General features: G+C 63.5%; 33 protein-coding genes. 25 read left to right on the top strand and 8 right to left on the bottom strand.

Annotated elements, in window-relative coordinates; genetic code table 11:
• Positions 1 to 57 precede the first annotated feature (57 nt).
• The 3 genes from ETR14_RS26935 to ETR14_RS26925 all read left to right on the top strand — a co-directional run bounded on the left by ETR14_RS26935 (position 58) and on the right by ETR14_RS26925 (position 1,265).
• Positions 58 to 348 (top strand): hypothetical protein, encoded by a 291-nt coding sequence (locus tag ETR14_RS26935; protein ID WP_129392948.1) that lies wholly within the window; start codon positions 58 to 60, stop codon positions 346 to 348.
• A 147-nt stretch (positions 349 to 495) separates the two neighbouring features.
• Entirely contained in the window at positions 496 to 732 is a 237-nt protein-coding gene (locus ETR14_RS26930) for a hypothetical protein (protein ID WP_129392945.1), read from the top strand.
• 212 nt (positions 733 to 944) lie between these two features.
• A complete protein-coding gene (locus tag ETR14_RS26925) occupies positions 945 to 1,265 on the top strand; it encodes a hypothetical protein (protein WP_129392942.1) in 321 nt (106 codons plus the stop codon).
• Between the two features lie 103 nt (positions 1,266 to 1,368).
• Here the strand turns inward: ETR14_RS26925 and ETR14_RS26920 are convergent, their stop codons facing one another.
• On the bottom strand, positions 1,369 to 2,265 hold the full coding sequence (locus ETR14_RS26920) for an energy transducer TonB (RefSeq protein ID WP_243455979.1): 897 nt from the start codon (positions 2,263 to 2,265) through the stop codon (positions 1,369 to 1,371).
• Between the two features lie 240 nt (positions 2,266 to 2,505).
• Here ETR14_RS26920 and ETR14_RS26915 point away from each other — a divergent pair, with 240 nt between their 5' ends.
• The 4 genes from ETR14_RS26915 (at position 2,506) to ETR14_RS26900 (ending at position 4,706) form a co-directional block, all read left to right on the top strand.
• Positions 2,506 to 2,829, top strand: coding sequence for a hypothetical protein (locus ETR14_RS26915; RefSeq protein ID WP_129392925.1), 324 nt, complete (start codon positions 2,506 to 2,508; stop codon positions 2,827 to 2,829).
• Positions 2,830 to 3,128: 299 nt separating this feature from the next.
• Positions 3,129 to 3,452: a hypothetical protein gene (locus ETR14_RS26910; protein ID WP_129392939.1), complete on the top strand. Its 324-nt coding sequence runs from the start codon at positions 3,129 to 3,131 to the stop codon at positions 3,450 to 3,452.
• Positions 3,453 to 3,661: 209 nt separating this feature from the next.
• Complete coding sequence (locus ETR14_RS26905; protein WP_165356662.1) at positions 3,662 to 3,889, top strand: hypothetical protein; 228 nt, start codon at positions 3,662 to 3,664, stop codon at positions 3,887 to 3,889.
• A gap of 484 nt (positions 3,890 to 4,373) precedes the next feature.
• Entirely contained in the window at positions 4,374 to 4,706 is a 333-nt protein-coding gene (locus ETR14_RS26900; protein ID WP_129392934.1) for a hypothetical protein, read from the top strand.
• An 85-nt stretch (positions 4,707 to 4,791) separates the two neighbouring features.
• Here ETR14_RS26900 and ETR14_RS26895 read toward each other — a convergent pair whose 3' ends face one another.
• Both ETR14_RS26895 and ETR14_RS26890 read right to left on the bottom strand, forming a co-directional pair.
• Complete coding sequence (locus ETR14_RS26895) at positions 4,792 to 5,148, bottom strand: hypothetical protein (protein WP_129392931.1); 357 nt, start codon at positions 5,146 to 5,148, stop codon at positions 4,792 to 4,794.
• Positions 5,148 to 6,596 (bottom strand): hypothetical protein, encoded by a 1,449-nt coding sequence (locus ETR14_RS26890; protein WP_129392928.1) that lies wholly within the window; start codon positions 6,594 to 6,596, stop codon positions 5,148 to 5,150. The genes ETR14_RS26895 and ETR14_RS26890 overlap by 1 nt, the downstream gene beginning before the upstream one ends.
• Before the next feature lie 224 nt (positions 6,597 to 6,820).
• Between ETR14_RS26890 and ETR14_RS26885 the strand changes: the two genes are divergently transcribed.
• Positions 6,821 to 7,144, top strand: coding sequence for a hypothetical protein (locus ETR14_RS26885; RefSeq protein ID WP_129392925.1), 324 nt, complete (start codon positions 6,821 to 6,823; stop codon positions 7,142 to 7,144).
• A 130-nt stretch (positions 7,145 to 7,274) separates the two neighbouring features.
• Here ETR14_RS26885 and ETR14_RS26880 read toward each other — a convergent pair whose 3' ends face one another.
• A complete protein-coding gene (locus ETR14_RS26880) occupies positions 7,275 to 7,805 on the bottom strand; it encodes a hypothetical protein (RefSeq protein WP_129392922.1) in 531 nt (176 codons plus the stop codon).
• Here ETR14_RS26880 and ETR14_RS26875 point away from each other — a divergent pair.
• The 4 genes from ETR14_RS26875 to ETR14_RS26860 all read left to right on the top strand — a co-directional run bounded on the left by ETR14_RS26875 (position 7,782) and on the right by ETR14_RS26860 (position 10,563).
• Entirely contained in the window at positions 7,782 to 8,438 is a 657-nt protein-coding gene (locus ETR14_RS26875) for a hypothetical protein (protein WP_129392919.1), read from the top strand. The two genes, ETR14_RS26880 and ETR14_RS26875, sit on opposite strands and share 24 nt — an antisense overlap.
• A gap of 143 nt (positions 8,439 to 8,581) precedes the next feature.
• Positions 8,582 to 8,857 (top strand): hypothetical protein, encoded by a 276-nt coding sequence (locus ETR14_RS26870; protein WP_129392915.1) that lies wholly within the window; start codon positions 8,582 to 8,584, stop codon positions 8,855 to 8,857.
• A 148-nt stretch (positions 8,858 to 9,005) separates the two neighbouring features.
• The gene (locus ETR14_RS26865; RefSeq protein WP_371416860.1) at positions 9,006 to 10,118 is read left to right on the top strand and encodes a Fic family protein; all 1,113 of its coding nucleotides are present in this window, start codon (positions 9,006 to 9,008) and stop codon (positions 10,116 to 10,118) included.
• Between the two features lie 166 nt (positions 10,119 to 10,284).
• The gene (locus ETR14_RS26860) at positions 10,285 to 10,563 is read left to right on the top strand and encodes a hypothetical protein (protein WP_129392909.1); all 279 of its coding nucleotides are present in this window, start codon (positions 10,285 to 10,287) and stop codon (positions 10,561 to 10,563) included.
• Between the two features lie 540 nt (positions 10,564 to 11,103).
• Here ETR14_RS26860 and ETR14_RS26855 read toward each other — a convergent pair.
• Complete coding sequence (locus tag ETR14_RS26855; RefSeq protein ID WP_129392906.1) at positions 11,104 to 11,655, bottom strand: hypothetical protein; 552 nt, start codon at positions 11,653 to 11,655, stop codon at positions 11,104 to 11,106.
• Positions 11,656 to 11,724: 69 nt separating this feature from the next.
• Complete coding sequence (locus tag ETR14_RS26850; protein WP_129392903.1) at positions 11,725 to 12,261, bottom strand: hypothetical protein; 537 nt, start codon at positions 12,259 to 12,261, stop codon at positions 11,725 to 11,727.
• A gap of 176 nt (positions 12,262 to 12,437) precedes the next feature.
• Between ETR14_RS26850 and ETR14_RS28650 the strand changes: the two genes are divergently transcribed.
• The 5 genes from ETR14_RS28650 to ETR14_RS26830 all read left to right on the top strand — a co-directional run bounded on the left by ETR14_RS28650 (position 12,438) and on the right by ETR14_RS26830 (position 15,204).
• Entirely contained in the window at positions 12,438 to 12,593 is a 156-nt protein-coding gene (locus tag ETR14_RS28650; RefSeq protein WP_165356661.1) for a hypothetical protein, read from the top strand.
• A 112-nt stretch (positions 12,594 to 12,705) separates the two neighbouring features.
• Positions 12,706 to 13,722, top strand: a complete 1,017-nt coding sequence (locus ETR14_RS26845) for a hypothetical protein (RefSeq protein WP_129392900.1) — start codon at positions 12,706 to 12,708, stop codon at positions 13,720 to 13,722.
• 28 nt (positions 13,723 to 13,750) lie between these two features.
• Complete coding sequence (locus ETR14_RS26840) at positions 13,751 to 14,050, top strand: hypothetical protein (protein ID WP_129392897.1); 300 nt, start codon at positions 13,751 to 13,753, stop codon at positions 14,048 to 14,050.
• A 145-nt stretch (positions 14,051 to 14,195) separates the two neighbouring features.
• On the top strand, positions 14,196 to 14,762 hold the full coding sequence (locus tag ETR14_RS26835) for an NADAR family protein (RefSeq protein ID WP_165356660.1): 567 nt from the start codon (positions 14,196 to 14,198) through the stop codon (positions 14,760 to 14,762).
• A gap of 34 nt (positions 14,763 to 14,796) precedes the next feature.
• The gene (locus ETR14_RS26830) at positions 14,797 to 15,204 is read left to right on the top strand and encodes a hypothetical protein (RefSeq protein ID WP_129392891.1); all 408 of its coding nucleotides are present in this window, start codon (positions 14,797 to 14,799) and stop codon (positions 15,202 to 15,204) included.
• A 58-nt stretch (positions 15,205 to 15,262) separates the two neighbouring features.
• Here the strand turns inward: ETR14_RS26830 and ETR14_RS26825 are convergent, their stop codons facing one another.
• Together ETR14_RS26825 and ETR14_RS26820 are read right to left on the bottom strand one after the other, a co-directional pair.
• A complete protein-coding gene (locus ETR14_RS26825) occupies positions 15,263 to 15,793 on the bottom strand; it encodes a hypothetical protein (protein WP_129392888.1) in 531 nt (176 codons plus the stop codon).
• Between the two features lie 24 nt (positions 15,794 to 15,817).
• On the bottom strand, positions 15,818 to 16,354 hold the full coding sequence (locus ETR14_RS26820; RefSeq protein ID WP_129392885.1) for a hypothetical protein: 537 nt from the start codon (positions 16,352 to 16,354) through the stop codon (positions 15,818 to 15,820).
• A 159-nt stretch (positions 16,355 to 16,513) separates the two neighbouring features.
• On the opposite strand from ETR14_RS26820, the gene ETR14_RS26815 reads away from it, so the two are divergent.
• The 8 genes from ETR14_RS26815 to ETR14_RS26780 all read left to right on the top strand — a co-directional run bounded on the left by ETR14_RS26815 (position 16,514) and on the right by ETR14_RS26780 (position 20,856).
• Positions 16,514 to 16,816, top strand: coding sequence for a hypothetical protein (locus tag ETR14_RS26815; protein ID WP_129392882.1), 303 nt, complete (start codon positions 16,514 to 16,516; stop codon positions 16,814 to 16,816).
• Positions 16,817 to 16,893: 77 nt separating this feature from the next.
• Complete coding sequence (locus ETR14_RS26810) at positions 16,894 to 18,261, top strand: hypothetical protein (RefSeq protein WP_129392879.1); 1,368 nt, start codon at positions 16,894 to 16,896, stop codon at positions 18,259 to 18,261.
• A 43-nt stretch (positions 18,262 to 18,304) separates the two neighbouring features.
• On the top strand, positions 18,305 to 18,550 hold the full coding sequence (locus ETR14_RS26805) for a hypothetical protein (protein ID WP_129392876.1): 246 nt from the start codon (positions 18,305 to 18,307) through the stop codon (positions 18,548 to 18,550).
• Positions 18,547 to 18,765: a hypothetical protein gene (locus ETR14_RS26800; RefSeq protein ID WP_129392873.1), complete on the top strand. Its 219-nt coding sequence runs from the start codon at positions 18,547 to 18,549 to the stop codon at positions 18,763 to 18,765. The genes ETR14_RS26805 and ETR14_RS26800 overlap by 4 nt, the downstream gene beginning before the upstream one ends.
• Before the next feature lie 84 nt (positions 18,766 to 18,849).
• Positions 18,850 to 19,296, top strand: coding sequence for a hypothetical protein (locus ETR14_RS26795; protein WP_129392870.1), 447 nt, complete (start codon positions 18,850 to 18,852; stop codon positions 19,294 to 19,296).
• Between the two features lie 22 nt (positions 19,297 to 19,318).
• Entirely contained in the window at positions 19,319 to 19,687 is a 369-nt protein-coding gene (locus ETR14_RS26790; RefSeq protein ID WP_129392867.1) for a hypothetical protein, read from the top strand.
• Between the two features lie 72 nt (positions 19,688 to 19,759).
• Positions 19,760 to 20,368: a hypothetical protein gene (locus tag ETR14_RS26785; protein WP_129392864.1), complete on the top strand. Its 609-nt coding sequence runs from the start codon at positions 19,760 to 19,762 to the stop codon at positions 20,366 to 20,368.
• Positions 20,369 to 20,475: 107 nt separating this feature from the next.
• Positions 20,476 to 20,856, top strand: a complete 381-nt coding sequence (locus ETR14_RS26780) for a hypothetical protein (protein ID WP_129392861.1) — start codon at positions 20,476 to 20,478, stop codon at positions 20,854 to 20,856.
• Positions 20,857 to 20,879: the final 23 nt, after the last annotated feature.

Here is a 20,879-nt window from a genome sequence, read left to right as displayed (position 1 = left end):
CTCCCTGAACTGCGACCTTGCACCCGAAGTGACGAGTGCTCCTGCAAGGAAATAGTCATGACGACATCGCAGCCAAAATCGAGAGAGCCGATCCCCGATCACGCCTTCCAATTCGACAAGTACGGCATCTCAGCTGACGCCTCCGAGCTCGCTCGCTACGACTTCCTTCAGCGCCTTCCCCGCGGCGACACCGGCTTCTGGGTTCAGACACCCAGGCGCAAAGTGCTCTTCGTCCTGCGTGATACCGAGGAGGATCCCTCCGGCCAGGTCATCCATTGGCACTTTGCAAATGCCACTTGGGCACCGCCCCGCGGCAAGCCAGTCCATCTGACCATCGCTAACCGCTGAGGGGCTGCCCCTGTTGCGGCGCGCCGCGCCCGCCGACGCGGAGGGTTGGGAGCCTTCCGCCGTCCCATCGCCACCCCGACGCCGCGACCGGGCTCAATCCAAGATTTGCCTGCGGGACCTTGGTCCAATCAACAGGAGGAAATCCAGGTGGAGCCCAACACGTTGAGCCTTGCCGCCATCATCGCTTGGCAGATCGCCACGATCATCGCAGCGGCCGCTACCATCGGCTGCGCTGCCATTGCGTGCGTCATCTACAACAACCGCCTCCGGAATGGCGAAGGCGGCGGCGCTACGCTCGAAAAGCTCATCGGCACCAGTCTCACCGCCGTCTCCGGCGTCGCCCTTACAACCCTGCTCTGGATCGACATGCCCAGCCGCATCTGATCAGCAGACTGCTCCAGCCCAGCAAGAGAGACCCGCCGAAGATCAGGCTTCGGCGGGTTTCTTTTTGCCGGCTGAGCCGCGGCCGACCGTCTGCCGATCGGCGGTCGCCTTCGCCCAGCGCCTTCGTGGCGCCGCGCTCACCCCGGGTCAGAATTTGGTCAGGGAAAGCGATCCCCATCCAGGGGATGAAATCAAGAAGGACACATCAGATCATGAACGACAACGGCACCACCGAGACCCAGGGCAACAACGGCTTTCGCGCGATCTTCCATGCAGACGTCACCGTCGGCGCAGTCGAGACCCGCACGTCGGCCACCAAGGGCGACTACAGCTACATCGCCGGCTCGAAGATCAGCTACAAGGGCCGCGAGAATCTCGGCGTCGTGATGGCGTTCGGCAACCAGCGCGCCGAGGTGCTCGAGCAGCTCGTCGAGGGCAACACCGTGAAGCTCGCGCTGCAGCGCGACGGCGGCACCCTGCGCGTCGTCGGCTTCCCCAAGGAGCGCGCCCCGCGCCAGGCGAAGGCCGCCTGAGCCCCACCAGGCTCGCGAGCACGTGAGGCCCGCCGGCGATGCCGGCGGGCCTTTTTCGCATGGTTTGACGACGAACTCGGTTCCGCGCACCACCCGGCGTACGTCAACCTGGCGGCTGCGGCGCTGCCGGATCGGGCTGAGGTGGAGTCGGCGTGGTCAGCTTCCAATTGAAGGTCTCCTCGAACGTCTCCGTCGATGGCTCGCCATTCGAATTCCGGAGCACACCGCCGCGGTAACGCGAGCGGATGATCCTGCACGTGGTCATGTCCAGTGAAACGGACCCACTCGAACCCACTACCTCACAGGCAGTTACTCGACCGTTGGAGCCCACCGTGATCTTGGCACGAACGGCACCCTCTTCCCCTGCGCGGATAGCGGCCGCTGGATAGTCGGTGTCAGTTATGATCCCTGCCAACGCTTTGCGGCGGGCTTCCACAACCTCACTCTGCGTTGGCGGCGGCGCCGCGAACGGATTTGCAGGGATATCTGCCCAGCGGGCTTTCTCTCGCGCCTCGGCTGCTCGCAACGACTTGACGTGCGAAAGACAGCGCCGCGCCTGTGCGAGTGCGGCAGCGCTCCCGGTCATCTTCAGCCGGTCGACCGCGACTTCACCCTTGTCGATGTGCAGGTATGTCGACTTCGCCAGATCATCAAGGAAGCCGCTATCGGCTTTGAACTTCGTGATGAATCCACTTCTGCCCGAGAAGTCTCCGCCGAAGGCCTTCTTCTCGTACTCATAGCCGTTTAGCGAATACACGAGGTCGAGGGCCTCTTCCTTCTTGATGGTCCAACTCGCGTTGGAGATCATCACGACAGATGAGCCGTCACTCTCGACCGTAGCCACCATCATCGTCTCGCCCGGGCCTTCGAATTCCATTCCGATCCCGCAGCTGTCCTCGTTTTCGAAGATGGTCCAACCACTGACTTCTCCCCAATCTCTCGCCGCAGCCGGACCTGCAGCGAACACAGTGGCGGCTACCACTGCATGCAAGATTCTCATTCCAAACTCCCTGCTTGTGCTGATTACTCTATGAGCGCTGACGCGCATGCGCGAGCGCAAAACGCTCGCGCCGAGCCGTAGCTCAAGCGAATATACCGGCTGCGCCACGGCCGACCGTCTGCCGATCGGCGGCCGCCGTCGCCCAGCGCCTTGGTGGCGCCGCGCTCACCCAAGGTCAGGAATTGATCAGGGAAAGCGATCCCCATCGAGGGGATGAAATCAAGAAGGACACATCAGATCATGAACGACAACAACGGCACCACCGAGACCCAGGGCAACAACGGGTTCCGCGCGATCTTCCATGCAGACGTCACCGTGGGCGCGGTCGAGACCCGCACGTCGGCCACCAAGGGCGACTACAGCTACATCGCCGGCTCGAAGATCAGCTACAAGGGCCGCGAGAATCTCGGCGTCGTGATGGCGTTCGGCAACCAGCGCGCCGAGGTGCTCGAGCAGCTCGTCGAGGGCAACACCGTGAAGCTCGCGCTGCAGCGCGACGGCGGCACCCTGCGCGTCGTTGGCTTCCCCAAGGAGCGCGCTCCGCGCCAGGCGAAGGCGGCCTAAGCCTCACCAGGCTCGCCACCCGATCAAGGCCCGCCGGCGTCACCGGCGGGCCTTTTTCATTCCCCAATCCCCTGCCGGATGATCAGCACCCACGCAGCAACACTGCGGCCGCGCATCCCGACCCGCCGAAGCCCAGGCTTCGGCGGGTCTCTTTTTGGCTGCGCCGCGGCCGACCGTCTGCCGATCGGCGTCCGCCTTCGCTCAGCGCCTTCATGGCGCCGCGCTCACCCAAGGTCAGGAATTGGTCAGGGAAAGCGATCCCCATCGAGGGGATGAAATCAAGAAGGACACATCAGATCATGAACGACAACAACGGCACCACCGAGACCCAGGGCAGCAACGCCTTCCGCGCGATTTTCCATGCAGACGTCACCGTCGGCGCCGTCGAGACCCGCACGTCGGCCACCAAAGGCGACTACAGCTACATCGCCGGCTCGAAGATCAGCTACAAGGGCCGCGAGAATCTCGGCGTCGTGATGGCGTTCGGCAACCAGCGCGCCGAGGTGCTCGAGCAGCTCGTCGAGGGCAACACCGTGAAGCTCGCGCTGCAGCGCGACGGCGGCACCCTGCGCGTCGTCGGCTTCCCCAAGGAGCGCGCTCCGCGCCAGGCGAAGGCGGCCTGAGATCGACCGCGGCGGACCGCTGCCGCGATCTGCGGTCGCCCGGAGACAGAGACCCGCCTCGGACAGCCGAGGCGGGTCTTTTCCTTGCCCACCTGCGAGCGCCCACCGAAAGGCCTCTCTCCTCGAAAGATTGGACTTCGATGACGTCCCGAACCTTTGCAGATTGCCCGAACACGATCGTTCTCGTCGGCCTCAGTCTGCACGTCGCGATGGTCCGCTACTTCGCGGCGGCTGCCGACTTCATCGCAGATGGGGGCGACTTGACTCCGTTGGCCGAATTGGATCCGGATGCCATGGCGCAGGACGCAGAAACGAAGCGCCTCCTGCAGCTGGCTCAAGCCAACATCAACGACCCGGAGTGGCTCGGCTTGGTCGCGAAGGCAAAGGCCGGGGCTAACGGTCTCGCCCAGGCATTCTCAACGATGATGCTCTGTTGAAACGCTACGGATAAGATCGAACGAGCTTAGAAGGGATCGAAGCCTGCCGCACTCCAGCGGCGGGCTTTTCCTACTCCTGCGGTGCAGCAAAGCTGGTGCGTGGGTTATCCCTGCCGAGGTCCTCTAGGGTCGTGCTGCTGTGAGCGGCGTGATGGCCTAGAGCTCATCGCCCGGCCGCTCTGCCAACTCGTTCGTCGAGAGGGACCGGGTGCGGGAGTTCGTAGGCAGGGGATGCCCACTGCCCCGGTGTTTGGCCGGAGAGTTCCGAATAGTAGGCCGTGCCCGGCGGACGGTTCACCCCCAGCCCAGCAACGCTGGGCTCTTCTCGCCTCGCGATCTCCGTCGCTAAGCTCACCATTGCGCGATCTCGCCTGAGCCGCCCCGTCGCCCATCGCCCTCGTGGCGCCGCGCTCACCCGAGGTCAGGATTTGGTCAGAGAAAGCGATCCCCATCGAGGGGATGAAATCAACAAGGACATCAGATCATGAACGACAACAGCGGCACCACCGACACCACCGACACCCAGGGCAACAACGGCTTCCGCGCGATCTTCCATGCAGACGTCACCGTCGGCGCCGTCGAGACCCGCACGTCGGCCACCAAGGGCGAATACAGCTACATCGCCGGCTCGAAGATCAGCTACAAGGGCCGCGAAAATCTCGGCGTCGTGATGGCGTTCGGCAACCAGCGCGCCGAGGTGCTCGAGCAGCTCGTCGAGGGCAACACCGTGAAGCTCGCGCTGCAGCGCGACGGCGGCACCCTGCGCGTCGTCGGCTTCCCTAAGGAGCGCGCCCCGCGCCAGGCGAAGGCCGCCTGAGCCCCACCAGGCTCGCCACCCGATCAAGGCCCGCCGGCGTCACCGGCGGGCCTTTTTCATTGCTTTGTGCAAGGAGTTGCAACCCTCAGCCCCGCACAAACGCAAGGAACGTCGGACGGCTCGCCGCAACCGAATGATCGCTCTCGCCCATTGGGACGTCTGGCGTCCAAACCTTGAGCTCGGCCGCTAACTGCACCAGCTTCTCGAAGCCTGCGCCTGCAACAAAGGCAACAGCGGGTCGGTACGGCACGTTCCCAACGATCGGTGTGAAGGCGGTGGCCGCTAACCCCGCCAAGACCACGAATACGATCGAAAATACCACGAAGACAGGTCGCTTGAACTGAGCACCGTGGTCCTTCAGGAGCAGAGACCGCCAACGCAAAAATTCGAAACATGCGCCACCGAGCAACCCGTACAGAAACGGCTCATATTGTTCCATCATCAGTCTCCCCGCGGAGGAACTGGACACGTTATCGTTGGATCAGGCGACTCGAAGCAAAGGACGCTGATCAGCCTGCCCCCGCCGACCGTAGACGCGCCACCAGCGAAAGCAGCGAAGTCAACGATCCACTCGGTTCGCTCGCTAACCGTTTCCTTCGAGTTCGGCGCCCGCCCGCCCGCGCTCAAGGTGGCGACGAGGTTCCCTGCGTCACGCGTCCAGATCCGACCTACTATGCTGAATCCGTCGGTCGCCGACGGGCTTGCCGCCGAGTTGCAGAATATGAACCAAGTCGCCCGTCTTGCCGCCTCGCTCAGCGTAGCTGGATCGAAGGCCTGGGCTGTTCCAGGTAGCCTTACAGCCTTACCATCTGGCATCCCCTCTCCGATAATGACTGGACGCCTGCCAGCGGCGACCTCCGCTTCGATAGCTGCCGCCAACGCCGCGGCCCCCAGACCGCTCCCCTGCTCCCGAAAGCCAGCTCTGCGCAGCTTGGAAGCCATACGACCATGCGCCACGGCGTAAGCATCTGCCTTCTCTGCATCGAAGCCCCAAATTCGCGCGTCGCTTCGAGTTCTCGGCAGAAGATTGAAGGGGACATGCTGGGCCTGCCCACTCCCGTGGACTAATTGCGCAAGCTGACGGTACTGCGGATGCCGCATCGATGGCAGCCTGATGAGCGGACGCCCCTGACGTTCCAGAATCTGTGTTTGATCCAAGTCAATGCGATCCAGAAACACGAGCTCAGCCCGGTCTAACTTCTCGATCAAGGGGCTGTCCGCAGCCAAAGCACGTGCCAGCTCGCCGCCAGACGTCTCGAGCATTACCCCGCGCTCGATACCAGACATCCCAATCGCCCTCTGAGACGCTGGATCATTGGTGTAGATGTAGGTTAGCTCGTGGGTCTTACCTTCAGCTTTGTAGCTCAATGGATCGGCCGACGCTCTTGCTGCATTTGCACGCAGCTCGCTCATCTCCTCGCTAATCAGCGGCCGAGAGCGATTTAAGACTACGCGAATGAACTCCTTCGAATATCTTCCCTCGTGCAGACTGTAGATCCGCGACACTAATGCTCCGTCGCTGAACGACCTTTTATCCGACGCGTAGGCAGGGTCGGCCAATATGGCCGCTCGTCTAGGCCCATAACGCTCAAGCAGTTGGCTGGCTGCAGCTTCATGGTAGCCACGTCTGTAGGCGGCCTCATGTCGCGAAATGTCCCCGAAGTTCGGCCTGGTTATCAATACAAACTTGCGATCTCCCGCTAATCGTCTCAGCTCGGGTAGCAGCGGCTGGATAGCTTCCCAGGTTGCATCACGCGAGGCGGCTCCAACCGGCAATGCGCAAAACTTTGCAGCAAAAGCAGGAACAGCGATGAGGAGCAGAAGCGCTATCGCTACTAATACAGGCTGTCGGAGAGCACGAACTCGAGTCCGGCCGTAAACGACTGTCATTGTCGCCTCCCTGTCCATCCCGGAGAATACACGGGAATCGAGGGGAAGGAAATACGCTGCTCTCGGCTTTTCGAAGGCGGGACTCGCCCCTCTGCGGCTCCCGGGGCACCCCAGATGGCCGGCGGCCCAGCGTCTTGGTGGCGCCGCGCTCACCCAAGGTCAGGATTTGCTCAGGGAAAGCGATCCCCATCGAGGGGATGAAATCAAGAAGGACACATCAGATCATGAACGACAACAACGGCACCACCGAGACCCAGGGCAACAACGGCTTCCGCGCGATCTTCCATGCAGACGTCACCGTGGGCGCGGTCGAGACCCGCACGTCGGCCACCAAGGGCGACTACAGCTACATCGCCGGCTCGAAGATCAGCTACAAGGGCCGCGAGAATCTCGGCGTCGTGATGGCGTTCGGCAACCAGCGCGCCGAGGTGCTCGAGCAGCTCGTCGAGGGCAATACCGTGAAGCTCGCGCTGCAGCGCGACGGCGGCACCCTGCGCGTCGTCGGCTTCCCCAAGGAGCGCGCCCCGCGCCAGGCGAAGGCGGCCTAAGCCTCACCAGGCTCGCGACACGATCAAGGCCCGCCGGCGTCACCGGCGGGCCTTTTTCATGCGGTTCGAGTGGCAAAGCCCTTTGGGGAGCAGTTCGCTTGCTGCTGCGATCCCGTTTCAGATGAGGAAATCAGACATGGCATTCGCGCAGCACTATCCGCTCTCCGCCTTCCAAGAAGCCGCCGCGATCAACCGCAAGGACGATCGAAAGGCGTTCTGCAGTCATCGAGTGTCGACCTTTCAGCCCGCGCTTCTCGCCCACCTCCTGGAGCTCCGAGCCGCGGGCCGCCTGAGCAAGATCATCGGCCTTGCTGGCCGGGACGTTTGGCAGGCCACTGCGTGGAACGGCTTTGTCGACGGCGGCGAAGTCCAGCCTTCGCTGCTGGCTGTCATTGGCGATCGTCTGATCATCTCCGCGGCCGTTGCTGTCGACTCCAAAAGCAACCGGCCGCTCGGCCGACTTGCCATGCAGGAGGAGCTTCCCCGCGAGAAACATGTCGAGCGGATCTGGAGCCAGCTTTGCGAGGTGCTCGAGCTTGGGGACACAGACGAATTCGACTGGCGCATCGACGACATCCAAGACGGAGCCTCCGGCGATCGCTGCGAAATCCAGTTCCGCAGCTGGGTCGCTACCCTCATGCGCCGCAATGACAGGTTCCATCTGGAACCCGCCCAGGATCTGGAAACGGTCCCACTCGTCTCTGCCGACTTCGACGTGCCCACCGGTCGCTTGCTTCTCACCGACACTCTTCGCGTGTCAGGCTTCTCGAACGGCATCGAGTTCGACGCCGATCGCGCTTACGGAGCGCTCAGCCTCAACCATGAAGCGGGCTGCGTGGCCCGCACCAAGGCACATGCTTCCGAGCACGGGCTCGGCTTCGCCCAGACCACCAACACCTATGTCGTTGCCCATCTCCATCCGACCAGCGGCCGCATCATCGTCTCGGAATGCTGGACCAGCGATGGCAAAGAGGATGCCGACGGCGACGCCGCGGCGCTCGGCTGGAAGAAGATCGGCACCTTCTCCTGCGACGTCTGGCGCGTAACCGCTGTCGACCAGGCAACCGCATGCGCGCTGATGACCGCTGGCGGAAATGCTTCAGCCAGGGCTACGCTCGACGCCTACCTCGCCTCGGACGATACCTACGCCCAAAATGTGCTCCGCTTGGACGTGCCGGCCGGACCCTGGCGTATCCACTCCGGTCCGGATTTTGCCGAGCGCGTCGACCGCGCTGCGTTCGACATCCCAGATCACATCATGCCCTGGCTCGTGCTGGAGCCGGTCACCGCCTGACAGCCGTCGAACGAAGGAGCCGTACGGCCTGCGCCCCAGGCCTCCCTCACTGATCGCCTCCGCTCCCGTGAGCCTGGCCAATTCAGATCGAATCAAAGCAGGTGTCCCCGATGACGGGGATGAAATCAGAAGAGGTTCCCATCGTGAGCAAGTTCGTTCCTTCCTTCGTCGCTTTCGTCACCCCGGCGTCCGTCTCCACCCGTCGTTCCTCCGCGGACAAGCCGTACGCTTATCTCGGCGGCGCCAAAATCGAGGCGGCCGGTCGCACCAACATCGCGACCGTGATGGTCTTCGGACCGGCGCACGCGGCAGTGAAGAGCAAGCTCAAGAAGGGCCGCAAGATCGAGCTCGTGCTCCAGCGCGACGGCGGCACCCTGCGCGTCATCGGCTTCCCCAAGCCCGCCGCGCAGGCCGCCTGAGCAGCGCGCACGCGAGACAACCCCGCTGCCTCCCCGCAGCGGGGTTTCTCTTTCACCGGAGCTGACGAAACCCGGGCTCATCCTGAAACCGCCAGTTTCAGGATGAGGAATAGAAAGCCGTTCTATTCCTCATGGAATGCCGGTATGAATGAGGAATAGAGGAGTGGGACGTATGCCTGTTTGGATCTGGCAGAAGTCGACCTGGCCTGAATTCCAGTACGACGCTGCTCGGCTACGGCCCTTGGAGGATCGCTTCCTTCATCTTGGCGGCCTCGCAGTTGCCAATCTGGATTATCTCTCGCCGTCCGACAAGACCGCCATCAAGATCAGCCTCTTCGAGGAAGAGGCAGTCGAAACCTCTGCCATCGAAGGCGAGGTCCTCGATCGAGCGAGCGTGCAATCGTCGCTCCGCAGGCACATGGGCCTGATGGCCGCCGGCCGTTCCCACCCGCGTGAGGCTGGCATAGCAGAGATGATGACCCACATCGGTAAGTCATTCGAAGACCCGCTGACCGAGGAGATGCTCTGCCAGTGGCACCGCCTCGTCGTCGCCGGGCGGAGCGATGTCGACGAGGTTGGGCGCTACCGCACCGATCCCTCCCCGATGCAGGTCGTCTCGGGTCCCGACCACGACCGCACCGTCCACTACGAGGCGCCGCCTTCCAGCGCCGTGCCACACGAAATGGCGCGGTTCCTGCTCTGGTTCAACGCGAGCCGAGAGAACGTCCCGGCGCTCACCCGCGCCGGCCTCGCGCATCTCTGGTACGAGACCGTCCACGCATTCGAGGATGGCAATGGCCGCATCGGCCGGTCGATCTCCCAAAAGGCCCTCGGCCAGGCCATTGGCGCGCCGCCGATCTCCATGCTCTCCGAGATCATCACCAGGAACAAAGTTGCGTACTATGACGCGCTAAACGCCGCCCAGAAAGGTGGATCAGTCCACGACTGGCTCACATGGTTCGCGGAAACCGCCCTAGCTGCGCAAGCGCGCACGATTGAACGGATCCGCTTCATCATCATGAAGACCCGACTCCTCGACACTCACATGACCACCCTGAACGCCCGCCAGCGCAAGGCCGTGCTCAGGCTGTTCGATGCTGGTCCCGACGGATTCAAAGGCGGGCTCAGTGCCCAGAATTACATCAAAATCACGGGCGCGACAGTTCCCACCACGACCCGGGACCTTGCCGACCTCGCCGACAGGGGCATTCTCCGACGCGAAGGGGAGAAGCGCTACACCCGCTATTATCTCGCGGTGTAGCGCGGATTGACGATCCCGGCTTCGCGCCGATGATCCGATAAGCCTCGCGGCACAGCCGCCGACTTCTTCCCGGCCGAGCGCTCCCGCGCCGGCCGGCTCTCTCTCGAAATTTGGGAAGGGAGAGTGTCCCCGACGACGGGGATGAAATCAGAAGAAGGCACCCATCATGAGCAAGTTCGTTCCCTCTTTCGTCGCCATCGTCACCCCCGCCTCCGTTTCGACCCGCCGCTCTTCCAAGAACGAGCCGTACGCCTACCTGGGCGGCGCCACCGTCGAGGCCGCCGGCCGCACCAACATCGCGACCGTTATGGCCTTCGGCCCGGCGCACGCAGCGGTGAAGAGCAAGCTCAAGAAGGGTCGCAAGGTCGAGCTGCTGCTCCAGCGCGATGGCGGCACCCTGCGGGTCCTCGGCTTCCCGAAGCCGGCCGCCACGGCCGCCGCCTAAGCCCGACAGCGATCGTACGAGAAGAAGCCCGCCCGGCACCGCCGCGGCGGGCTTCTCTCTGTCACTCGCGCCGACTGAGCAGGAAACACTGGCCGAGCTGCTGGCGTATGACAGGCAGGACGTGCGTTCGTTTGGCTTGGGCAAAGCTCATCGGAGACATGAAATGATTAGCGCTACTCCGGCCTTCGCCTCCTCGGCCATCGCAGTCGCAGCTCGAGCTCGTGGTCTCCAGAACGACATCGCGGCCGAAAGAGCTGCCCTGGCAACCGCAGCCTCGTCCCTGCCCGTCCATGATGCCTACACGGCCCGCCAAAACCTGGCAGCCGCCGATATCGCGATCCTGCAGAGCACCATCTTTCGCGATCATAACGCACTCGCGATAGCCGCCGCTGCTTATGGCCGCGCAACTCGCATTGTCGCAACCGCGCCGCGGAGCAGAACCGCCGCTGGGGTCCGGCTTGCGCCGACCATCATGGCCTAGCCGACACGCCGCCTCCCGCCGGAGAAATCACGGCTGCGAGACTGTGCCTCTTGCCCACATCAGACCGACGAACCGACGGGGGTATAGGCGAGATACGCGTTATAGGTGATCGACCTGAAACAACCGGCGCGAGGGCGAGACCGCATCGCTCCTCCCAGGTCCGCTTCACCCGATTCGATATGCGGCAAAGTCCCGCTTTGGCCGGATAAGCGCTCCAAGGCGTAGCAAGTTGCGCGTGCTTCGCTCGTACTCCCGATACTGAGCACTAGGAACGCCGCAGCCTGACCGTTGGTGCCGGCTGTTCGGTCGAGCAATTGATAGATGCTGGAGCCTACGGGCGGCGCCGGCGTCGACTTCAGGTAGCCGTCCGTGACCAGACTTGCGACTCTAGCTCCGGCGGTCGCCTGCGAGGCTTCCGCCGCTTGCATTGTGCCAGTGGCATATACTCGATCCTGAACCGCCTGCCCAATCAGCGCGAAGTCAGCCGCGATCCGTGTCGCCTTGGCTTGCGCCTGACCGTCTTGCACGTTCTCTCCAAAGTAGCTGGCGCCGGTCAACGCCATACCAATGAACAGAATGACTCCCAGAATGCCCATGAGCACATTAGACACAAAGATCTCCTGATTCGAACCGGTCTCCCGGTGCGCTGGCTTCGGCCTCGTTGAACGATGTGGACACGTTCAAAATCCGTCGCCGACCGGCTTATAGACGACGTAGCTGTTACCATTCTGGTTCCGAATGCAAGCGGGACGCCGGGATGGGTTCGCGGCCTCATGCGTCTGAGTATATGTGGCGTTCTCGATGGTATCCGGGTTTTCAAAACCGGCGCGCCGCTCGATCTCCAAGCAGATCTGTTTGGCCCGGTCGGTTAGGTCCATCCGGTAGTTGATACGAACCACGGGTCCTGTGGAGGCAGCATTGTTGCCATTGGCCCAGATCGTGATGGAATTTCCGGGGAAAATGTTGATCGGCGCGCTCTTCAGGTAGCCCTCAGCTACAAGCTGGTCGACTGTCGCATTCGGCCCCTCTAGCACCTCGCCCGTGCGCTGCTGTCGCGCCTCGATCGCTGCGTTGATCTGCTCCAACTGCGCCATGATGCGCGCCGCGTCACTGACCGTGCGAGCACCGGTAAATCTTGGCCCGAGATGAACGGCCCCAGCGATAGCCAGGCCGATGAACAGGATCACTCCGATGATCCCGATGATGACGTTCGACACAACTACCCCGCTGGCGTGGACGCGCTCTCTGCGCGGCTGGAACCTTATCCCTTACCCGACAGGCTGTCATCTGGATCTTTTCCCTGCGCATGGTCGAGGTTTGCGGAGCCAGGTCGCTGGAGGAAAACTTCCCGCTGTTGGCCTCTCACCATCATCCTCTCACCGGAAAGATCCTCATGGACGACCTGTACAACGATGTTTCCTCTCTCGCCTTTGACGAAGGGCTCAGCAATGAGACCGTCATCCGAGCTCTGACGGACTTCATCCATTCGAAGAACCTCGAGCATGAAGCGCTCGATTATCTGAAGCGCGTGGCGGTCGGCGACATCTAAGCGGATCCCGCCGAGCGAAACAGCTCGTCGGGACTTCGCCGCCTGCGCGGCACTCGTCCCCCATTCTCACCGGGATCTCCTGTCGAACCCCATCATGAGAAGGAAATCGACGATGCAAAAGCACGTCACCTGGACCTCCGTCACCGTCACCCTTCCTTGGGCGAGCCTGGTCGTTCTGGCCGCCCGCTCGAGCGGCATGTACCATGGCCGCACCGATTACCGGACCGCGACGTATGCGGCTCAACATCCTCTCGCCCCGTGGCGCACCGTCGCCAATGATCACCTCGGCGAGAGCGGCGAACTCCCGTTCGCCTGGACCGAGATCCGCCAGTTCGACGACCTCGACTGGATCAGCGCCTCCGCGATGGGGCTGCCGCAGATCGGAGATCACGTCCTGATCAAGCGCCCCAGCGGTTACATCACGATCGAGACCGAAATCATGTCCGCGACCTGGGAGGGTCCGGAGCGTAGCTGGCACAATCTTCAGGGCACCCGCCTCAGCGAGAGCGGGCCAGACCCCATCGCCTGGGTCCCGATCTCCTTCATCGAACAGGCGGAACCTACGACGACGTCCCTCGTCTTTCACGATCAGGGCGCCGACATCGTTGATCCGGTTCTCAACTTCGGCAAGCACCGTGGCCAGCGGCTCAGCACGGTCGACGCCGGATATCTCCGCTGGCTCGCCAACCCCGGCGCTGACCGCGGGGGCCAGGCCTATCGCGTGCCAGCCGACATCTCGGAGGCGGCTAAGGCGCGCCTCGCCGCCGACAGCACCCAGACCGTTCGCCTCCTCCTGTCGGGCGCCGAAGATCCGAAGCGTCCCACCGCCTATGTCATCGAGCATCATGACGATCGCGCCGTCGACACCGCTCACCCGTCGCTCGCAAGCGCGCTCGACCTGCTGCGAGAGACGTTCGACGAGAACGGAGGTCCGGACCCAGAGAGCGACCGCATCCTGATTTGGGAGGTTCTCCCGTCAGGGCATCGCAAGGCGGTGTGGCAGTTCGCCGGCTGGCACTTCAGCGCAGACCGGTTCGCCGTTGGGCAGTGTGCGCTGCCAGGCCAAACCGAGGATCTCTACACTATCGCCTGTCGCGAGGACGGCGATTGGGCCGAGGTAGGCTCCTGAACATTTCAAGGCAAATCCAGAGGACTCCATGACTGAAGCTCACGATCCGCTTGCGGCGCTGCGCGCCATGTTCGCTCCCGCTACCAGGGTGATTGCCATCGATCGCCCACCAGACATTCGCGCGACCCGCTGTGACAAATGCCCGTTCGGCGACGGCCTCACGGAATCGGAGCAGCGAGCCGCCGACATCCTTAAAGCGCGGCTTGCCGGGCGCCTGTCGGCCGGCGAGAGCGTCATCTGGGGCTGCCATGAGACGGTCGACGGTTCGAGGCCGCAGGTCTGCAATGGTTTTGCCGAGTGGACCAGGGAGCGGCCCGACCTCGAATAGGGCGTTTGCGTTCCTCCGGCGAGCGAGGATGCGACGCAAGCATAGTCAGATCTAAGATCCTTCCGAAGCCGCCTGAAGCTTAAATCGGGAGGAAATTATGGCCTTTGGTCGCTCGCGTCCGCTATCCGCTGCCGTCGCCACTTCGATGGCGATCGCCGCTCCTACCGCCGCTCCGGTGGCCTTCGACCTCCGGATCCCGGCCGTCGCCACCTTCCAGAAGGACGTCTGCGCCGTCTTCTGCAAGGCGAAGGACGAGCATGGCGCGCTCGGCAATATGGCCAACGGCATGCCGATCTACGCCTTCGGTCTGCGCTGGGGCTCGTCCGAGGCTCTGTACCAGGCGCTGCGGTTCCCGCACCTGCCTGAGTTCCAGGAGCAGATCCGGCACGCGCCGACCGCGTGGGCAGCGAAGGACCTCGCTTACACGCGCAAGAAAGAGACCCGGCCCGACTGGGAGCAGATGAACCTGCTGGCGATGGCGTTTGCGCTCACCTGCAAGCTGCAGAGTGAGCGCTTTCAGCTCGCGCTGGCGAACGCCGGCGGACGCCAGATCGTCGAACTCTCGATGCGCGATCGCTTCTGGGGTGCGGAGCCGCGCGGCGCCGTGCTGATCGGCCGGAACGTGCTGGGGTTCCTGCTGACGCAGCTCGCCGCTGGCGCCCGCGTGTTCGAAGCCGACCTGCCGGTTGGCTTCTTCCGCCTCGCGGCTTGAGCCCGCCTCGATAACTGCCAACCCGGAGACCTTGATGCACCCCTATTCGATTGTCCTCCTCGCGATCCTTCTTCTCGGCCTCTTCGCTGCCGCGCGTAGCCGCGCGCAGGGGTCGCTCCCCGCCTTCTTCGCCTACTCGTTCTATGAACTCGGCGACCCGGCCCGAACGGGGTTCGAGGCGCACAGCGGCATCCTCACGGAAGCTGAGGCAGCACTCGTCGCGCAGGGGAGGACCGTCATTCGCGAACATAGCTATGCGGCCCGGGACGCCCTGCGTCTGACGTTCACAGACCGAGGCCTAGCGATGCTGGACGAGCTCATGCCACACGAGATCGCGATGATCACCGACGGCAAGCATGACCTGCGGTCCTACGATCCGTCCGATCCGGCGCCGCTCGCGCGAGTCCTCAACAAATGGCACGCGCCACGCGCGAGCGCTTGATCACAACTCGGGAACCACGGATCCCCGCTGCTCTCCGGCAGCGGGGCTTTTCATGCGCTCAGCTTGCCACAGGCGCCCAGACCATGAGCGAGCCCGCAAGCGGGCGCCAGAAGCAGCCTGGACGCGGATTGGCCGCGGTCCAGGCGCCCATCCCGACTGCCGTGGCGGCCTCAAGATGCGCCATGCTCTGCATCCCCGCCTGACGCTCCAGCGCGATGCACGCGTCCTTCGCGCGATCCGACGAGCCGATGTCTACCCCGACAACCAACACAGCCTGATTGGTCACTCTCGCCCCATTATCCGAGTACAGTTGGTACGGCCGAGCCGCATCGAACGGATTCGTCGGCAGACTCTTCAAGTAGCCCTCCGACACGAGCAGACTGATGTCTGTGTTCGACGGCAGGACCTCGCCGGTCCTCTGTTGCCGCAGCTCAACCGCTGAGACGATTTGGGACAAGGCAGCTGTCACCTTCGCCATATCGCCGACGTTCTTCGAGTTCGTGAATTGCGGTCCCAGGTAGACGGCCCCGGCAATCGCCAGACCGATGAAGAGAACCACCCCGATGATCCCAATGATGACGTTCGACACTTGCCGTTCCCTGCTTCAAACGCCTCAGCCGCCGATCGGCGCGTAGACGAGGTATGATGATGATCCCTGGTTCATGAAGCAGCCGAGACGGCGATGAGCCGCGACGTGCGCCGACCAGAGGGTGCTCGTGTCGAGATATGACGGGCTCTCGTGGCCGGCGCGACGCTCGATTTCGAGGCAGGCGCTGCGCGCTCGCTCGCTCGTGCCGATCTCCATCGCGGTGAACGCGATCGGCTGCTGTGACCCGTCGGCAAAGCCGCCGTTCGAAAACAGAAAGGTGGCACCATCCGGCTTCACCGCATTCGGCGGCAAGGCCTGCAGATAGCCTTCTGCCTTGAGCAGAGCGAGCGTCGCCGCCGAGTCCTCGGCCAGCAGCTTCGTCCCATGATCCTGATTTCGGAACTCCACGGCGGCGCTAAGCTGCAGCAGCGCGGTACCGACACGCCCCGCCTCGGAATGGCTTCGCGCCTCCTCAAACTTCGGGCCCAGATTGGACACGGCGCCAAATGCCAAGCCAATCAGGAGAATGACGCCGATGACGCCGATCAGAACATTCGACACGCAAAAATCCATCGATGAGCGCGACGAGCGCGGCGCTGAGCGCAATTCTAGCCCGTGGCGCACGGGGTGTCATCTGGATCTTTTGCACAAAAGACCCAGCCGCGCAGCGGAACCCCTGATTTGAGTATGGATCATCGATCCACAAACGGAGAGGAAATCATGACCGTCCGCGCCAAGATGATCGACGCAGTTCCCTATGCCCCTGGCTCGGAAGCCGTCCGCGTCACGGCGGCTCCGGTCCGTATCGTCGAGGGTCGCGTCACATTCGATGAGGCCAACCCGATCGAGGCCGTGTACGTGCCTCTGCCGTGGAACATCGCAGGCGAAGTGCTGCGCTTCGCCCGCGACCAAATCGGATCTGTCGGGAAGATGTGCTTCGCTGACGGCGCTCCCATCGGCGGTATCCCGGAGGAAGTTCCAGCGGACCAACGCTTCCTGGAATTCTTCCTGGTAGGCCGCTGATCGCGCATCCTCTCTCCCTCCGTCCTAAGAGACAATCACTCCCTTATTCACCCCGCGAGCGGGACAAGAGGAACCAGATGCTCCAGAAGCTGCAGCAGCTTGCGATCGGCCTTCACGCCCAAGGCGATGCGCGCGAACTTGTCCAGTCCGTTCGGCGCCTCTTCATCGGCGCTGGGAACCTCGCCCGGAAGCCCGCCGAGCTCGTCCAGGCGATCAAGGGGATGGCAGAGATCTCGGCCCTTCATGAAGCCGAGACCGGCTCGTGGGTCGATCCGGATGTCGTCGCGGCCGGCGAAGGAGGAGCTTTCGACGCTTGCGACCTTCGTCACTGGCTAGCGCTGGCCGAACGCGCCGGGGTCTCGTACATCCCGACACGGGAGATCCTGCGCCTGGAAGAAGACGAGATTGGCCTCGTCTCTGGAACCATAGCGCCGCCGCCGAGCACCCCGGCGACCCGCCGCCTCCGCGCCAGCGCAACAGCTATCGCCGAAGCCTTCCCCGACGCGGCGCCCGCCGCGGCCGCGCCGTTAAACGGCGAGGCGATCCACGAACGTCTCTTCGCAGCCATGGACGACGTTCCGGAGGGCTGGATGGTTCGAAGCAATCGTTGCGGAGGCGGCGAGCTCAAGTCCCTCGCTGGCCTTGGTGCGATCGGCGACCGGACGCCCGAAGTCCGCTTTGGCCCGACCCTTGAGGTCGGTCCCGGGTGGGTCCGCGTCGGGAATCGTCGCCAGGTGAATTGCCGCGACATGCGGACGATCCAGGCAGCTGCACAGGGCCCCGGCTTCCTCGCCTTTCTTGCTCGTCCGTGGATTGAAGCTTCACGCTACATCGAGGCGCCAGACCCTCACCGCGAGGGATCGCCCTTCGCCGGCAAGGGCATTTGGCCTGCTGAATGGCGCGCCTTCGTTGAGAACGGCGAGGTCATCGGCGTCTCGTCCTATTACGGGTGGACCGACGCAGCCTCCCCAGAGACCGCGCGCACCGCGCTCGCCGTTCGCGCACTTGCCCAGCGCATCGTCGACGAGGCGCTCCGGCAACGCGCTTTCCCGCGCTACCCCGACATCGAGCTCGTGCGCAGCGCGCCTTGGGTCCTCGCCAAAGAGGAACTCAACCACAAGATCAATGTCGTGTTCGGTCGAGAAAGCGTCTCGTGCACGCTCGATTTCCTCGAGACCGCCGCCGGCCCGGTTCTTCTCGAAGGCGGTCCGCCTGCGTCGCCGATCGGCGGCGGCCATCCCTGCGCCTTTGCCGGTGTTGCCGGCAAGCCGACCATCGGCAACGCGCCGGCAACCGTCGGAGTGGCTTTCCGAACAATGCCGCACGTCCTTGTCGCCGACCCATCCACTTGGGACAAGGGTGATCCCTCTGGCTGCATTTTGAGCTGGGAGGAGGTCGAGGCGCTCGCCGCTGCCGACGGCCACGGCGCCGGCGCCGCGGACTGATGACTTCGGGGTGGTCCACGCCACTATCCAAAAGGATGAAATCATGAACACCGGTCGCCGCCTGAGCTTCCCGCTCCTCCTCACGACACTGGCTGTCGCTTTCGTCAGCTCGCTTCTCAGCGTGCGCTTCTTCTCAGCGTCTGCCGCAGCCGACGTCGCGCAGCGCGACACCCTGTTGTCCGCGGCGGTCTATCTTGGCGCGATCGGCGCTGTGGCGCTCGCCTACCCACTGAGCCTGACGGTAAGCGCGCTCTCCGCTTCGGCTCATCAGCGAAAGGATCTTCCGTGACAAACGACCAACTCCGACAGCAGGCCGTCCAGCGAGCTAAGGAAGACCTCGAGCGTGGAGACGATTGGCAGGAGGTTCAATGCACTCTCCTGAACACCGACAAGTTCCAGCCCCTCTTCCCATCGACGCTCGGGATGGGCCCCGTCTCGGCTGAAGACGGGGCACTGACCATGCGGATCATCCGAGAGGCCGAGGAAGTCCTCGGCTTCGCCTGAAGGCGCGCGACGACTTCAAGCCGCTGACCTAAGCGTCGCCCCGGCGCACCGCGCTACGCAGCTAGAAACCTACCCGAGGAAAAGATGGACAATCCCCTTCGTAAGCTGCGCGATACCCTCACCGCCGCCGGCCGGTCGCCCGACGTCGACGTGATCTGTGGCAGCAGATATCGGATCTTCCTGTCGGGTCCGCTTCTCACGACTCAAACGCTGAAGGGGATCGCGCGCGACGAAATCCGGCCAGCGGGCTTCATTATCCTCGACTACCGCATGTCGAGCGACGACCGGCCGAACGGGGCAATCGACGTCTTGCCGCTGGAGATTGGCCACTACGTCGTGACCCAGGACCGTCTCTCGCATACCGTCGCGCTCTACGATGGGGAGTCCTGGTGGTTGCCCGGCGTTGGGACGCCCTTCAACACGGCCGATTTCGACACGGACGGCTTGTACGAGGTCCTCTCGTTCGTGCCGATGCCCGCCGGCGATACGCCATGGCGCGTCTCTGCACACATCTCCGCGACCGCGGCCTGACCTTCCTCGATCGGAGAACCGCGTGGACAGCTCGCAGATCAACACCCCGTTCAACGAAAGCCGGTACCCGGTCCTCGATCGGAAAGGCCGCCCCTTCACCCCTGGATGTCGGATCCGCTACGTGCTGCCGTCCTACTACATCAACACGAAAGCGGGCACGGGCACGATATCGAAGATCGATCGCTACGGCGGCGTCTATTACGAGGCGGACAAGCCAGAGCAGGTCCTCGACCGATGTGGCGCGTGCCGCGACGTCCGCACGGCCCAGTACGCGACGGTGGGCGATTACCAGAGCTCCGGTCAGTTCGCTGGATCGTGGCTCACCGTCGGCACGCTTGGCGACCCGCACGAGCACGGCGAGACCGACGTCTTCATCGAAGTCGTCGACTGAACTGGGTGCCGCCCTGGGGCGGCACTTCCAGCATAGTTGAAGCCCTCCGGCGAAATCATCCGGAGGAAGAAAATGGCCTCAGCTGCCGCCGCGCTCGACCAGGTCGGGACGGAGAACCCTATCGACACCCTGTCAAAGCGCGGCTGGATGCTCCGTCGCCGCCTCAGCAGAGTGCTGCCCTACGCTGACCACCGGTACCGGTCGATCATCACCGATACCCTGAGGGTCTTGCCGGACGTCATCATGGGCCTGGACAGGGCCATCCCCCGCCCGACGATGATCCGAACAGTACAAGACCTTGTGGAACGGATCGCATCTCTCGAGCCGGTCATCGATCCTGAGGCTGACAAGGTCGGGATAGTGGTGGGGAGTTCCCTCGACGACCTACATGATCTACTCGCGGCCAGTCCAAAGCCGCCTAGCGTCGACGAAGGCCTCAGAGCTGAAGCCGCGATGCTGGTGGAGAGCGTTGACGCGCGGTTCAAAGCATTGGGAAAACGCTCGCGAGCCGACGCACACGAATCCGAGATTGAGCGCATCCTCATCGACGATCTGCCGCGACTGAACATGCTCCTCTCCAGCATGGGCCGCCCGGCGCTCCAGCCGCGTAGCATGGCCAAGCCAGACCTCAAGCACTTCCGGCTCGTGCTCGACATGCACGCTGTCGTCGACAACCTCTGATCACCGGAAGCACGCCTTGTGCCGCTATTGCGGGCTTTGCGGAGCGGCTCCGCCGGCCGAGGCGCGAGGTTCTTGCTGCTCGCTTGAGACCTGAATGGAGAAAGAAAATGCTCGATCCGCGCATCATCCCGCTTGACGTCCTCCTCGCATCCCCATTCTTCATCCTGTCTGGAGAGAGCGGGATCCGGCTCGCATGCCAATGGACCGACCGCGAGCTCGGTCCGTCCTCCACCGAGTTCGAGGTTATTACTCCCGCTAATCCGGATCTGATCGGCTGCATCTTCGGCGTCTATGACGCGGAGAACGACGAGTTCCGTCTGCGCCCGGCCGTCGATCGCGACAGCGGGGTTCCGCGGCCGGATCTCCCGGTCAACACGGCCTGGCGCGGCTCGCTCTCAGATATTCTCGAAGCGGGCTGCGATTGGGAATGGGACAGGAAGACGGGGAGCTTGACCCTCCTCAACGCCGTGCTGCCGCTGGCGGCCTGACAGCGGGCGCCAACCCGGGTCGC

It is taken from the genome of Sphingosinicella sp. BN140058, assembly GCF_004135585.1.
Lineage (GTDB): Bacteria > Pseudomonadota > Alphaproteobacteria > Sphingomonadales > Sphingomonadaceae > Allosphingosinicella.
Note: the sequence above shows the minus strand (reverse complement) of the source record. Positions and strands in the feature narration are given on the sequence as shown.

Excerpts from the sequence above, each read along its gene's own strand:
- ETR14_RS26910 (WP_129392939.1), top strand. The coding sequence starts at position 3,129 with ATGAACGACAACAACGGCACCACCGAGACCCAGGGCAGCAACGCCTTC.
- ETR14_RS26835 (WP_165356660.1), top strand. The coding sequence starts at position 14,196 with ATGGCGATCGCCGCTCCTACCGCCGCTCCGGTGGCCTTCGACCTCCGG.
- ETR14_RS26885 (WP_129392925.1), top strand. The coding sequence starts at position 6,821 with ATGAACGACAACAACGGCACCACCGAGACCCAGGGCAACAACGGCTTC.
- ETR14_RS26875 (WP_129392919.1), top strand. The coding sequence starts at position 7,782 with ATGCGCCGCAATGACAGGTTCCATCTGGAACCCGCCCAGGATCTGGAA.
- ETR14_RS26880 (WP_129392922.1), bottom strand. The coding sequence starts at position 7,805 with ATGGAACCTGTCATTGCGGCGCATGAGGGTAGCGACCCAGCTGCGGAA.
- ETR14_RS26865 (WP_371416860.1), top strand. The coding sequence starts at position 9,006 with ATGAGGAATAGAGGAGTGGGACGTATGCCTGTTTGGATCTGGCAGAAG.
- ETR14_RS26905 (WP_165356662.1), top strand. The coding sequence starts at position 3,662 with ATGGTCCGCTACTTCGCGGCGGCTGCCGACTTCATCGCAGATGGGGGC.
- ETR14_RS26845 (WP_129392900.1), top strand. The coding sequence starts at position 12,706 with ATGCAAAAGCACGTCACCTGGACCTCCGTCACCGTCACCCTTCCTTGG.
- ETR14_RS26895 (WP_129392931.1), bottom strand. The coding sequence starts at position 5,148 with ATGATGGAACAATATGAGCCGTTTCTGTACGGGTTGCTCGGTGGCGCA.
- ETR14_RS26810 (WP_129392879.1), top strand. The coding sequence starts at position 16,894 with ATGCTCCAGAAGCTGCAGCAGCTTGCGATCGGCCTTCACGCCCAAGGC.
- ETR14_RS26925 (WP_129392942.1), top strand. The coding sequence starts at position 945 with ATGAACGACAACGGCACCACCGAGACCCAGGGCAACAACGGCTTTCGC.
- ETR14_RS28650 (WP_165356661.1), top strand. The coding sequence starts at position 12,438 with ATGGACGACCTGTACAACGATGTTTCCTCTCTCGCCTTTGACGAAGGG.
- ETR14_RS26785 (WP_129392864.1), top strand. The coding sequence starts at position 19,760 with ATGGCCTCAGCTGCCGCCGCGCTCGACCAGGTCGGGACGGAGAACCCT.
- ETR14_RS26815 (WP_129392882.1), top strand. The coding sequence starts at position 16,514 with ATGACCGTCCGCGCCAAGATGATCGACGCAGTTCCCTATGCCCCTGGC.
- ETR14_RS26915 (WP_129392925.1), top strand. The coding sequence starts at position 2,506 with ATGAACGACAACAACGGCACCACCGAGACCCAGGGCAACAACGGGTTC.
- ETR14_RS26890 (WP_129392928.1), bottom strand. The coding sequence starts at position 6,596 with ATGACAGTCGTTTACGGCCGGACTCGAGTTCGTGCTCTCCGACAGCCT.
- ETR14_RS26900 (WP_129392934.1), top strand. The coding sequence starts at position 4,374 with ATGAACGACAACAGCGGCACCACCGACACCACCGACACCCAGGGCAAC.
- ETR14_RS26860 (WP_129392909.1), top strand. The coding sequence starts at position 10,285 with ATGAGCAAGTTCGTTCCCTCTTTCGTCGCCATCGTCACCCCCGCCTCC.
- ETR14_RS26935 (WP_129392948.1), top strand. The coding sequence starts at position 58 with ATGACGACATCGCAGCCAAAATCGAGAGAGCCGATCCCCGATCACGCC.
- ETR14_RS26805 (WP_129392876.1), top strand. The coding sequence starts at position 18,305 with ATGAACACCGGTCGCCGCCTGAGCTTCCCGCTCCTCCTCACGACACTG.
- ETR14_RS26780 (WP_129392861.1), top strand. The coding sequence starts at position 20,476 with ATGCTCGATCCGCGCATCATCCCGCTTGACGTCCTCCTCGCATCCCCA.
- ETR14_RS26840 (WP_129392897.1), top strand. The coding sequence starts at position 13,751 with ATGACTGAAGCTCACGATCCGCTTGCGGCGCTGCGCGCCATGTTCGCT.
- ETR14_RS26920 (WP_243455979.1), bottom strand. The coding sequence starts at position 2,265 with ATGAGAATCTTGCATGCAGTGGTAGCCGCCACTGTGTTCGCTGCAGGT.
- ETR14_RS26830 (WP_129392891.1), top strand. The coding sequence starts at position 14,797 with ATGCACCCCTATTCGATTGTCCTCCTCGCGATCCTTCTTCTCGGCCTC.
- ETR14_RS26795 (WP_129392870.1), top strand. The coding sequence starts at position 18,850 with ATGGACAATCCCCTTCGTAAGCTGCGCGATACCCTCACCGCCGCCGGC.